Raw genomic sequence first — 13,239 nt, forward strand, 5'->3', positions numbered from 1 at the left:
AGCAGGGAAACATCATTTGTAACTGAGTTGATTTTTTCGAATACTGCAAAAATCAAAAAATTACCGTAATCAACCCGGGAACCGCCTCACCGTAATGCTCACCACTACCAGCAACGTCATAGATTTCGAGAAGGCCGAACGCGATTTCACCTTTCTGCTCCACTGCTTTCAGGAGGTGCTGTGCGATCTCGGAGAGAAAAAACTTGCCGACCACCTCCCCTGGCAGGGTGCAAGCCTCCCCCTTGAACACTATCCCGACACGGAGCGGGCCCTGCAGGCCTTCTCCATTGTTTTCCAGCTTCTCAATATGGCCGAGGAGAACTCCTCAGCCCAGAACCGGCGGGCACTGGAAGCCGACAAGGGATTATCCCATCTCACCGGACTCTGGGGCAGAACACTGCTGCGGTTTCGTGAACGCGAAATCCCTGTGGAGGAGATCTGCAGCCTGCTGCCGGAAGTGGTCATTAACACCGTACTGACAGCGCACCCGACTGAAGCCAAACGAAAGACGGTGCTCGAACAGCATCGTCAGCTCTATCTGCTTCTGGTCAAACGTGAAAACCAGATGTGGACTCCGCTTGAACAGCTTGAGATAAAAAGTGAGATCAAAAGCGTGCTCGAAAGACTCTGGAGAACGGGAGAGCTTCTCTACGAAAAGCCGGGGATTGACGATGAACGGCGCAATGTTATTCACTACCTCTACAATATATTCCCGGAAGCCCTCCCCATGCTTGACAAGCGACTCCAGCAGGCGTGGCGGGAAACCGGATTTGATCCCGCTCATCTCTCCGATCCCCGCTCACTCCCCCGCCTTAACTTCGGAAGCTGGGTAGGCGGTGACCGGGACGGCCATCCGCTCGTTACGGCGGAAGTTACTGAAGAGACCCTTGCTGAAATGCGCCGGAGCGCCCTGAAACTTGTCAGGCACCATCTCTATGAACTTGCATCCAAACTGAGCCTCTCCGACCGGCTCCAGACTCCCGGAAAACCACTGGTGCTGCGCATAGAGACACTCAAGAAAAAGCTCGCCGAGAAAGGCAGTGATGCACTCCGTAAAAACCGTCATGAGCCATGGCGCCAGTTTCTCAACCTGCTCATAGCCGCACTTCCGCCTGATGCGGAGATCCCGGCAGCGTGTAATCATTGCGGCTATAACGCTTCGGTTGAACTCCTCGAAGATCTCTCTCTCCTGCGCCACTCCCTGATTGCTGTAGGAGCACAGCATCTGGCCGACATGGAGGTTGCACCGGTCTACAGGATTGTTCAGACTTTCGGTTTTCATCTCGGCACACTCGATATACGCCAGAACAGCCACATTCACGAGCTTGCCCTTTCGCAGCTCATGACGGCTGCAGGCCTTGACGGCAGCGGGTTTCTTGAATGGGATGAAACGGCCAGAAGAGTATTTCTTGATCTTGAACTGCAATCTCCCCGGCCTTTCACCCATCCGGATATGAGTGCAGGAGCCGAAGCTGAAGCGGTACTCGCCTGTTACCGGGTGCTGCTGAAGCACAATAAGAGCTATGGCACCGACGGTCTCGGATCGCTCATCGTCAGTATGACCAGAAATGTCTCCGACCTGCTTATCGTCTATCTGTTTGCCCGGGAAGTCGGCCTGATGACACCGACCGGAGATGGAGACGCATGCATACTCCCCGTTGTGCCGCTCTTTGAGACCATTGAAGATCTCCGGAAAAGTCCGGCGATTCTCTCTGAATTTCTCCACCATCCGGTCACCCGAAGAAGCCTCGAATACCGGAGAGAGGCGGCAGGAAAACCGCGCAAAATCCAGCAGGCAATGATCGGTTACAGCGACAGCAACAAGGACGGAGGTATTTTTACCAGTACATGGACACTCTACCGTGCCCAGGAGACTCTGATTGCTGCAGGAAAAGAGAGCGGAACGGATATTCTTTTTTTTCATGGCAGAGGCGGAAGCATCAGCCGTGGAGCAGGCCCGACACACCGCTTCATCAAGGCTCAGCCCTACGGGTCGTTCAAAACCGGTATGTGCTTTACCGAACAGGGTGAAACCATTGCACAGAAATATGCCAATCGCATCAGCGCAGTCTACAATCTCGAACTCTTCATGGCCGGCGTTGCCGGAGCACTTGGAAAGCAGCAGCAGAGCGAACATCGGGCGCATCCGCTTGAGCCGATGATGGACCTGCTGTCGGAAAAAAGCTACCAGGCATACCGGGAGCTGATCGAAACAAAGGGATTTCTCACGTTTTTCCGCCAGGCCACACCTATCGACATCATTGAATCAAGCAGAATCGGTTCGCGCCCCTCAAGAAGAAGCGGTAAAAACAGCCTTGAAGACCTTCGGGCAATCCCCTGGGTCTTCAGCTGGAACCAGGCCCGCTTCTCGCTCTCCGGCTGGTACGGAGTCGGCAGTGCGCTTGAATACCTTCACGAAAGCAATCCTGAGGCGTTTGAAGAGATCCGTCAGCGCAGCCATGCCTGGCCTCCTCTGCGCTACATCATCAGCAATGCCGACACGAGCATTGCCTCGGCTGACCTGCAGATCATGCGCCAGTATGCCTTAATGGTCAGCGATCGCAGCGTCAGGGAGAGGTTTCTCGGCATGATCGAAGCGGAGTACCACCGGACAAAAACCTATATCGACCTGCTCTATACCGCTCAGCTCGAAACACAGCGAATCAATGTAAACCGCTTTATCTCCCTGCGCCGTGAAGGACTTGATATACTCCACCGTCAGCAGATCACTCTGCTCCGGCAATGGAGAGAGCTGAAGAACTCGGGAAAGCAGGAGGAGGCGGAGAGCATGCTCCCCGAGCTCCTTCTGACCGTGAATGCAATTTCGGGAGGTCTGAGAACAACAGGGTAATGGTGAGATCGGGCAGATCCGTCCGATCCGACTGATCCGTCTGATCTGTCCGATACCTCGAAATAACGTTGAATTACTGCTAATTTTGCCTATTATTACGCAAATATAGCAATACTCGTAATTCTCAACAACCGACTCTGATGCTCTCAACCCTTAATGCGGCAGCCCTGATCGGCATTGACGCCATGCAAGTGGCGGTCGAAACCAATGTTACCGGAGGTATTCCCTCGTTTACGGTCGTGGGACTGCCGGACAATGCCATCCGCGAGAGCCGGGAGCGGATTCTCACCGCAATCAGAAATTCAGGCTTTGATATACCTCCGAAAAAAATCACGGTCAATCTTGCCCCTGCCGATATAAAAAAAGAGGGAACGGCCTTTGATCTTCCGATTGCCATCGGACTGCTCGGCTCACTCAACCTCATACGCCACCGGTTTGAAAACACACTGATTCTCGGTGAACTTGCCCTTGACGGCTCGGTACGCAGAATCAACGGAGCTCTGCCGGTTGCAATCATGGCCGGAAAAGAGAAGATTAAACGCTTGATCGTGCCGCAGGCCAATGCTGCCGAAGCCGCTGTGGCCGTCTCGGCATCAAATGCAACCATCAAGGTTTACGGTGTGGAAACCCTCAACGAAACCGTTGAGCTTGTAAACGGCAGAAGTGAACAGGCTCCGGTTACCGTAAATGTCGCAGAGCTCTTTGAGCGGGAACCGGAATACCCGGTTGATTTTGCCGATATCAAGGGTCAGGGGGCGGCAAAAAAAGCGCTTGAAATTGCCGCAGCCGGAGGCCATAACGTCATCATGATCGGCCCTCCGGGGAGTGGAAAAACCATGCTGGCCAAGGGATTGCCGGGAATTCTCCCTCCACTGAGCTTTGAAGAGTCCCTTGAGACCACCAAAATCTACTCGGTAGCCAACCTGCTGGAACTGCAACGACCGCTCATGGTCACCCGTCCTTTCCGCAGTCCCCACCATACAACAAGCAATATTGCGCTTATCGGCGGAGGTTCAAATGCAAAACCGGGAGAGGTCAGCCTGGCTCATAACGGCATTCTTTTTCTTGATGAACTGCCTGAATTCACCCGTAACGCCCTCGAAGTACTCCGTCAGCCGCTTGAAGACCGGGAGGTGACCGTTTCAAGAATATCCATCACGACACGCTATCCGGCAGGATTTATGCTTATTGCGGCCATGAACCCGAGCCCGGCGGGCGCCCTTAAGGACCGTGACGGAAACCTGACGGCAACTCCTCCGCAGATCCAGCGATATCTCTCCAAAATTTCCGGGCCGCTGCTCGACCGTATTGACATTCACATTGATGTCCCGAAAGTTGAGAACACCGAGCTCTTTTCAACATCGACAGCCGAAAACTCGCAAACAATCCGCAAACGGGTCATTGAGGCAAGAAAGATCCAGCTTGAGCGGTTCAACGGAACGCCAAAAATCTATACCAATGCCCAGATGAATGCGAAAATGATCAAACTCTTCTGCCGTCTTGACACCGAAAGTTCACAAAAACTCATGGATGCCATGAACCGCCTCAACCTTTCAGCAAGGGCTCACGACCGTATTCTGAAGGTAAGCCGCACTATCGCCGACCTTGAGGGCTCCGAGAAGATAGCGATGAAGCATCTCATACAGGGTATACAGTACCGCAACCTTGACCGCGATTTCTGGAGCTTCTGATTCCATCAAACACTCGTTAACTCCATAAACCTCAATTGAATATTGCCTCCCCGCTCTCTATATTACCACTTCAATTCAATAGCCAATTGACATCCTTAATCTCAGTAACAGGGAGCATGATCATGAACGCAAGGGGAACTTTCCGGCATGCACTGCTTGCCGGCATACTTTTTTCCGCCGCACCCGGCCTGGCCGCAGAACCTTCAGTGAGTACAACTGCCATAGAGGCCCGCATCAACCATCTTGAGCGTGAGCTTGCCGAACTGAAGGCTCTCGTAAAGAGCAGTGCTGCAACGTCAGAAAAACCTGTAACCAGCACCCCCCTTACGGTATCGTCAGCTTCCGGAGCAAAGGTGCAGCTCTACGGATTTGCCCGCCTCGACGGGGCATACGATTCCGGAAAAATCAATCCCGGCAACACCGCCATGTGGGTTCGTCCAGAGAATCTGAACAACAATGACGGGGAGTGGAACATGACTGCGGGTGCAACACGAATCGGCATAAACCTGAGCGGTCCGGATACGAAGGACATAAAACTCTCGGGCAACATCGAAATGGACTTTTTTGGCGGAGGAACGGAAAACAACCAGAATCCCCGACTCCGTCACGGCTGGCTGAAGGCATACTGGCCGGCATCGGATTTCAGCATTCTTGCCGGCCAGACGTGGGATGTCAACTCATCGCTTATTCCATTTGTGGATGACCCCGCGCTGATGTGGAGCGGCGGCAATATCGGCTCCCGTCATCCACAGTTCCGGCTGACCAAAGGATTTTCTGCCGGCGAAAAAGGTCATGTGGAACTCACCGCAGCCGCAGCAAGAACGATCGGAGAGGCAAACACGCTTGCCGATACATGGAACACCGATCCGGGAAAGGATGCAGCAATTCCGGCCATCCAGGGCCGCATCGCCTGGTCGGGACCGGTTCTGGTGGCTGACCAGCCGGCAACCGTTGCGCTCTCGGGCCACTACGCAGAGGAGGAGTGGGACACCGATAAAACAGGAACGCATCAAACGCTTGACTCATGGTCATGCAGTGTTGAACTCTCCATGCCGGTAAGCCGGAAACTGACACTGGCCGGTGAATACTTTACTGGCACCAACCTTGACGACTATTTCGGCGGTATCGGTCAGGGGGTCAACACCGCAACAGTGAGGGAGATCCGTTCCTGTGGAGGATGGGGCGCCGTCAGGTACACACCCTCTCCATCTGTCACCATCAATATGGGCGGAGGTATTGACGACCCCAGGGATAGTGACCTTGCCGCAGGGGGCAGAAAAGTGAACGGAACCATTTTCGCCAACATCATCAATAAAATCACACCGGACCTTATTCTTGGCATTCAGCTTTCAGAGTGGCGGACCGGATATCTGAACTCAGGCACGGCCGAGGCCCTGCGTGCACAGAGCTCCCTGACCTACAAATTTTAGAGAAAGAGTGTTGGTCGGGGAGGGAGGGACTTCAGCAAAAGCCTCGCTATTACTTGTAGTGAGCGATATGAGAACAAGGCGGACGGAGCGCAAAAACCGGAATGTACACGAAGTACTTGAGGATTTTGAGCACCGCCCAACGCAGTAATCATATCGCGGAACAAAGTAATAGTGAGGCTCTTCATTCAATAATAATCTCTGAGGGCATCATCGCCATCATATGCACCCTGCCCGAAAGCATCAGCCTATCATAGAACGCCGCAATTGAGGAGAGATGGCGGACGGGAAGGAACTCCTGCATGAGCTGTTTTTTAAATGCCGCACCGATCATGCCCGGGAGCCCTGCACGGTTTCCCTGTACGAGCATTTCGATCCAGCTCTTCTGTTCGGGATAGAGAATGATCCGGGGGTTTTTGCTCATATCCATCTTTGCAAGAAGCCGGGCTGCATGAATGGCATCAAACAAACCTCCTGTACGGTCAACCAGACCCGCCTTCAGGGCCCTGGTTCCGCTCCAGACACGTCCCCCGGCAACGCTGTCAACCGCCGTCAGCGGCATCCTCCTTGAGCGTGCAACTTTTCCTATAAAATCATCATAGATCTCACCTGAAGCTGCCACAAATTTCTGATAGGCCTCCTTATCAAGCGGTTTGAACGGGCTATTGGCATCAGCCAGACGCCCCCTGGTCACCACATCACGACCAAGACCTGTTTTTGCAACAAGAGCACTGATCTCGGGCTTGAGCGCATAAACACCGATGGAACCGGTAATGGTAAGCGGCGAAGCGAAAACCGTTTTCCCTGCAAGAGCTGCCATATAGCCGCCTGAAGCAGCCACACCCGACATGGAGACCACAAGCGGTTTTTTTACGGCAGCAGAGTCAAGCATCTGGAGCATCTCCGCCGATGCAAGCGCATCGCCGCCGGGGCTGTCAATGCGCAGTACAAGAGCCTTGACCTTTTTGTCATCAAGGGCCGCATCAAGCGAGTGCTTCAGGCTCTCCACATCAACACCCTCTCCCATACCGAGAGCGCTTTCACCCGCAGTGCGAACAATCGGACCGGAAAGGGTTATCAGGGCAATACGCTCATCACCCTCCCCCTTCATCGGCCAATCAACAGCAGAACGATACTCTCCACCGGAGACCAGGGCATCGTTCTCTCCGGTCGGCTCTTTGCCTGTTATTTTTCTGTTCAGGGCACGCTTCAACTCCCAGCTCGAAGCTGCGGAGTCCACCAGTCCGAAAGTTTTGGCCCTGGAATCGGAGATCAGGGCAATTCGGTCAATAATCCCGCTAAGTGAATCACGGCTTATTCCGCGCCGCCGGGATGCATAACCAAGGTAATCATCATAGACCTCATCAAGCAGCCCGCCAATCTGTTCAAAATACTCACGGCTCGCCCCGGTTCTTGTAAAAGGTTCGATACCGCTCTTGTACTGCTTCCACTGAGCTGCCTGAAACCTGATACCGATCTTTCCAAGCGGTGTGGTATAAAAAAGCGTTTCGGCTTTCAATCCGTCAAGCAGCAGATAGCCTCCCCGTTCCATTACAATAGCGTCGCATGCCGAAGCAAGCAGATAATCACTGTCCTCCGGAGAGCTCAGGAAAGCGGTGACTTTTTTACCCCTTGAACGCACCTTTTCAATCGAGCTTCGCAACTCACTGATTTTTGCCGGGGAGGCGTGCAAGCCTCCGATTTCAAGCAGCAGCTCTTTGACACGCTCATCAGCCGCGGCATGATCAAGAATAAAGAGCAGATCCTGCAGTGAGAGCGGCTCCCTGGAAGAGAGAAACGGAAGGGTGCTGCTTTCACCCTGTATCTCGCTGAGATCACCTGAAAGCTGAAGGTTCAGCACAAAACGGTCAGGCAGTGTATGTGAAGAGCGGAACAAACAAAACAGCACGACTATAAGCAGCAGTGGCACAAGAGTGAGCACAAGGCAGCTTTTACGCCGGCATCCCCGATTTTTCTCTGGCGAACTATTCATATAAGAGGCAACTTACCTGATGGCCATCACTGTTATCAAGCTCTTTAAGCAGCGGCTCCTTCTGCCGGCACTCCGGCATGGCAACGGGACAACGCGGATGAAAACTGCATCCTGAAGGGATATGCATTGGTCCGGGCAGATCACCCTTCAGAATAATCCGCTCTTTTTTCCCGCCGAGATCCGGAGAGGGAATTGCCGAAAGGAGGGCCCGGGTATAGGGGTGTTTCGGATTGGCATAGAGCTCGCCGGATCGGGCAATTTCAACTATCTTGCCGAGATACATGACCGCAACCCGGTCGGAAATATATTCAACAACCGAGAGATCGTGGGCAATGAAGAGATAGGTCAGCCCCAGCTCCCGCTGAAGATCCTTAAGCAGATTGATGATCTGCGACTGAATTGAAACATCAAGCGCGGAGACCGGCTCATCACAGATAATGAATTTCGGATTAACCGCAAGCGCCCGGGCAATGCCGAGCCGCTGACGCTGCCCGCCTGAAAACTCATGGGGATAGCGATTGAAATACTCCCGCTGCAAACCCACAACATCAAGCAGCTCCTCAATTCTTTTGCGGGCACTCTCTTTGCGGGCAATATTATGGACAGCGAGAACCTCACCAAGCATCTGCCCGACGGTCAAGCGGGGATTGAGTGATCCGAACGGATCCTGAAAGATCATCTGGATCTCCTTGCGCAGCGTCCGGAACTCACGGTTGCTGATCGAGGATATCTCCCGGTCGTCAAACATGATCCTGCCCGATACTGCGGCATGACCAAGGCGGATCAGAGCCCGGCCAAGCGTTGTTTTACCGCAGCCGGACTCTCCGACCAGTCCGAGTGTCTCCCCCTCAAAAACATCAAAAGAGACCCCGTTAACCACCTTGATCGGCAGGGGTTTACCAAATCCCCCGCTCTGACTCTGAAAAAATTGCACCCTCAGATCGTTGACCGAGAGTAACCGCCGTGGAAGCTTCATCTTTGACTGAACGCTGTTTATCGTATTTTTATTATTATACTAAAAGCAATGTGAATCTACCAGTGAGCTCGCTATCTATTAATTGCAGGGCTCGATCAGAACAATAAAAATCCTTCGTTTCAAGCATCTCTACACTTGCCATCAGAACAGCTACATAGCGGAACACTTTACGTTGTTGCAACTCCTCTCGGAAATCTCGAAGATATTACCCTGAGAGCGGTTAAAACACTTCAGCAGTGCGACGCTATCGCCTGTGAAGATACTCGCAGGGCTTCAATTCTGCTTAAAAATCTTGAGATTTCAGGCAAAAAGCTCATCAGTTACCATAACTACAATGAGCCGCGGGCTATCGGGCAGATTATCGCCCTGCTTGAAGAGGGCACTGATGTAGCACTTACCACCGATGCCGGCACACCCGTGATCAGCGACCCCGGATACGCCATGCTGCAAGCCCTTCACCAGAGAGGATTCAAGGTCATTCCGATTCCCGGCCCGAGCGCTGTAACCGCCGCTCTGTCTGTATGTCCGCTCCCGGTCAACAACTTTTTTTTCGCCGGATTTCTTCCGCATAAAAAAGGGCGTAAAACCCGGCTTGAACAGCTTGCCGGGCTCCATGTTTCGATTGTCCTCTACGAGTCCCCGTTCAGAATCATGAAGCTGCTTGATGAGATTGAAAAGGTCATGGCGGATGCCCGGATTTTTATCGGACGCGAGATGACAAAAATACATGAAGAGTATATCACCGGAACTATTGAAGAGATCCGCCTCCACCTGACCGAAGCAAAGAGACGGGGGGAGTTTGTCGTTATTGTTCACCCGGCAGACAACAAATCAAACAAATCAGAAGAGCACCATGCAGATCATTACTGAACCCGCCCAGATGCAGCTCATAGCCGAAAAGCTTCGCCTCAACCGGCAGCTTGTCGGTGTGGTCATGACCATGGGCGCACTGCATGAAGGACATCTGAGTCTGGTGAAACTCGCACAGGAGTGTGCGGGAACAGTCATTCTTACCATTTTTGTCAACCCCCGTCAGTTCGGACTGAACGAAGACCTTCACCGCTATCCGAGGCCTTTCGAGAAGGATGTCGCTCTTGCCAAAGCTGCTGGAGTCGACTACCTCTTTGCACCGCAAGCAGAAGCCATCTACCCCGATAACTTCCAAACAACGGTTCAGTGCGGCCCCCTCGCCAAACGGTTCGAGGGCGAGAAGAGACCGGACCTTTTCAACGGTGTCGCTACCGTTGTCACCAAACTCTTCCATATTACCAAACCGCATGTCGCTGTTTTCGGTGAAAAAGATGCGCAGCAGCTCGCAATTATACGAACACTGGCAGGTGATCTCAATCTTGACATCAAGATTGTCGGAGCCCCCGTCATCAGGGAGGAAAACGGCCTGGCGGTAAGCTCCAGAAACATCTACCTTACAAGTGAGGAACGCCGTGATGCGGCCATTCTCCACAGAGGAATCCTTCATGCCGAAAAGCGGGTTGCTGAGGGTGAAACAAAACTGCATACCATTGCCGGAGAGATCAGGGAGATGATCTCCTCAACCCCCGGCTTTCGTGCGGATTATGTTGAATTTGTTGATGAAGAAGGGTTTGAACCGGCGGAAACCGCCGGGAAGGGAAAGGAGTACCGGCTGCTGATTGCCGCATGGGCAGGAACCGTCCGACTGATCGATAACGGGAGAATCCATGCGTAGTGGAGCGCACGCTTGAACGTTACCGGAAACAACTTTTTTGTGCTATATTTAAAAACGTATTCACTGACAGCCTTCTGATAAAACCCTTAAGTCTGCACTGGGTAAGGCCGGGAATGAACAGCTTACATTTACAAAGCCCCGCAATAAATCGTGATGAGCGGTTCGAGGGCGAGGCAGACGGAGCGCAGAAACCGGAATGTACACGGAGTACACGAGGATTTCGAGCACCGGCCAACGAAGCAATCGAATTGCGGAATAGATTTATAGCGGGGCCTTACCCGAAAGATTTTTTTTCACTACTATCACACGATCTACATGATTATCAACAAAGAAATTGATCTCGGCCTGGGAAAGATACTCTCTATCGAAACCGGTAAAATGGCCAAGCAGGCTGACGGAGCAACCGTTGTCCGCCTTGGCGACACCATGGTGCTTGCAACGGTTGTGTCAAGCAAAAAAACTCCTCCGCCAAACCAGGACTACTTTCCCCTTCAGGTTGAATACCGTGAGAAATATTCTGCTGCCGGCAAATTTCCGGGTGGCTTTTTCAAACGCGAAACCCGCCCTTCCGAAAAAGAGGTACTCTCTGCACGCCTTATCGACCGGGCTCTCAGACCCCTCTTTCCGGACGGCTACCTCTACGAAACACAGATCATCATAACGGTCATCTCATCCGACCAGATCAATGACGGCGATGTTCTCGGCGGTATTGCCGCATCAGCCGCCATAATGGTCTCTGATATTCCCTTCCGCAACGCGATGAGTGAAGTCCGCGTCGGCAGAATCAACGGAAAGTTCATCATCAACCCGGACGTCAACGAACTGGCCGAGAGCGACCTCGATATCTGTATCGGCGGCACTAAAGACACTATCTGCATGCTTGAGGGTGAGATGCAGGAGATTTCAGAAGCCGAAATGCTTGACGCCATCAAATTCGGTCACGATGCTATCAAGAGACTCTGCACACTCCAGGATGAGATTGCCGCTGCAGTCGGAAAACCGGACCGTCCTTTTGTGCCTGTACAGGTTCCTGCCGAGCTTACCGAAGCGGTTCGCTCGACATGCGAAACCCGCCTGAAAGAGCTTGCCTACACTCCGCTCAGAAAGGAAGATCGTGCCGACCAGACCGCACACATCTACCGCGAAACCATACAGGCCATCGTAGAGAAATTCAAATCCTCAATCAGCAGTGAAGATATAGCGGCCGATCCGGCAAAAGCACTCTGCCTGAACGAGCATATCATTGAAGAGGAGATCCACTCGGTTGAAAAGAAGGTGATGCGTCACATGATTCTTGACGACTCCAAACGCCTTGACGGAAGAACCCTTGAAGAGGTCCGCCCGATATCGATCGAACTCGGCATCATTCCGAGAGCCCACGGCTCAGCACTCTTCACCAGAGGCGAAACCCAGGCGCTTGTCACCATAACACTCGGCACCAAAAAAGATGCACAGTCAGTGGACAACCTGACAAACAGCGCCGACAAGAAGTTTATGCTTCACTACAACTTCCCTCCTTTCTCGGTCGGCGAAACCGGAAGAATCGGAAGCACCGGGCGCCGCGAAATCGGCCACGGAAACCTTGCCGAGCGCGCCATTAAAATGGTTGCCCCAACCGAACAGGAGTTCCCCTATACCATCCGTATTGTTTCGGACATTCTTGAATCCAACGGCTCTTCATCAATGGCATCGGTCTGCGGCGGCACACTTGCCCTGATGGACGGCGGCGTTCCGATCAGAAAACCGGTATCCGGCATCGCCATGGGACTGATCAAGGAAGGATCAGCCTATGCTGTTCTCTCCGATATTCTCGGTAACGAAGATCACCTCGGCGACATGGATTTCAAGGTAACCGGCACCAGGGATGGGATCACGGCCTGCCAGATGGACATCAAAATCGACGGGCTTGACTACCATGTTCTCGAAACTGCGCTTGAGCAGGCACGCAAAGGACGGCTGCACATTCTCGACAAAATGGATGAAGCTATTCCTGAGTCACGCGAAGAGCTGGCCCAGTTCGCACCGCGCCTCACCACCATCAAGGTACCGGTTGAATCGATCGGCATGATTATCGGCAAGGGTGGAGAGACCATCCGCAGCATCACCGAAGAGACCGGAGCACAGATCAACATTGATGATGACGGAACCGTCACCATTGCCTGCACAAGCGTGGAGGGCACCAACGCAGCGCTCGCCACCATCAAAACCCTGCTTGCCAAACCGGAAGTCGGCACCGTATACCTCGGCAAGGTGCGCGACATCCGTGACGAGCTCGGCGCTTTTGTTGAGTTCCTGCCGAAAACTGACGGACTGGTCCACATCTCGGAGATATCATCAACCGAACGGGTCAATAAAGTCAGCGACCACCTGAATATCGGTGACAAGATCAAGGTAAAACTGGTCGATGTCCGCAAAGACCCCCGGACCGGAAAAACCCGATTTGCACTCTCCATAAAAGCTGTGGAGAACGAACCGGAAGCAGTACAGGAGCCTGTCGCTGCAAACGACTGAACATGACAACACTGAAAAAGCAGTGCAGCCAAACCTGCACTGCTTTTTTTTATCCCTCCCGTTCTTAATTATGGGAGAGTTCGCT

The 13,239-nt window shown here is 52.9% G+C and carries 8 protein-coding genes; 6 read left to right on the top strand and 2 right to left on the bottom strand.

All coding sequences use genetic code 11. The annotated features are described in order from the left end of the window. Positions 1-94 precede the first annotated feature (94 nt). The 3 genes from CFERDRAFT_RS01870 to CFERDRAFT_RS01880 all read left to right on the top strand — a co-directional run bounded on the left by CFERDRAFT_RS01870 (position 95) and on the right by CFERDRAFT_RS01880 (position 5,972). Positions 95-2,851: a phosphoenolpyruvate carboxylase gene (locus CFERDRAFT_RS01870; protein ID WP_006365498.1), complete on the top strand. Its 2,757-nt coding sequence runs from the start codon at positions 95-97 to the stop codon at positions 2,849-2,851. A 140-nt stretch (positions 2,852-2,991) separates the two neighbouring features. Beyond that, on the top strand, positions 2,992-4,542 hold the full coding sequence (locus CFERDRAFT_RS01875) for a YifB family Mg chelatase-like AAA ATPase (protein ID WP_006365499.1): 1,551 nt from the start codon (positions 2,992-2,994) through the stop codon (positions 4,540-4,542). 122 nt (positions 4,543-4,664) lie between these two features. Then, positions 4,665-5,972: a DcaP family trimeric outer membrane transporter gene (locus CFERDRAFT_RS01880; protein WP_006365500.1), complete on the top strand. Its 1,308-nt coding sequence runs from the start codon at positions 4,665-4,667 to the stop codon at positions 5,970-5,972. Positions 5,973-6,153: 181 nt separating this feature from the next. On the opposite strand, the gene sppA is transcribed toward CFERDRAFT_RS01880, so the two are convergent. Together sppA and CFERDRAFT_RS01890 are read right to left on the bottom strand one after the other, a co-directional pair. Then, positions 6,154-7,962, bottom strand: coding sequence for a signal peptide peptidase SppA (sppA, locus tag CFERDRAFT_RS01885; protein ID WP_006365501.1), 1,809 nt, complete (start codon positions 7,960-7,962; stop codon positions 6,154-6,156). After that, on the bottom strand, positions 7,955-8,938 hold the full coding sequence (locus CFERDRAFT_RS01890; protein ID WP_006365502.1) for an ABC transporter ATP-binding protein: 984 nt from the start codon (positions 8,936-8,938) through the stop codon (positions 7,955-7,957). Before CFERDRAFT_RS01890 ends, sppA begins: the two co-directional genes overlap by 8 nt. A gap of 135 nt (positions 8,939-9,073) precedes the next feature. On the opposite strand from CFERDRAFT_RS01890, the gene rsmI reads away from it, so the two are divergent. From rsmI to CFERDRAFT_RS01905, 3 genes are all read left to right on the top strand, one after another. Further along, on the top strand, positions 9,074-9,808 hold the full coding sequence (gene rsmI, locus CFERDRAFT_RS01895) for a 16S rRNA (cytidine(1402)-2'-O)-methyltransferase (protein ID WP_006365503.1): 735 nt from the start codon (positions 9,074-9,076) through the stop codon (positions 9,806-9,808). Then, positions 9,792-10,643, top strand: coding sequence for a pantoate--beta-alanine ligase (panC, locus tag CFERDRAFT_RS01900; protein ID WP_006365504.1), 852 nt, complete (start codon positions 9,792-9,794; stop codon positions 10,641-10,643). The genes rsmI and panC overlap by 17 nt, the downstream gene beginning before the upstream one ends. Before the next feature lie 315 nt (positions 10,644-10,958). Next, a complete protein-coding gene (locus tag CFERDRAFT_RS01905) occupies positions 10,959-13,154 on the top strand; it encodes a polyribonucleotide nucleotidyltransferase (RefSeq protein WP_006365505.1) in 2,196 nt (731 codons plus the stop codon). Positions 13,155-13,239 lie beyond the last annotated feature (85 nt).

The organism is Chlorobium ferrooxidans DSM 13031 (genome assembly GCF_000168715.1).
GTDB lineage: Bacteria > Bacteroidota > Chlorobiia > Chlorobiales > Chlorobiaceae > Chlorobium > Chlorobium ferrooxidans.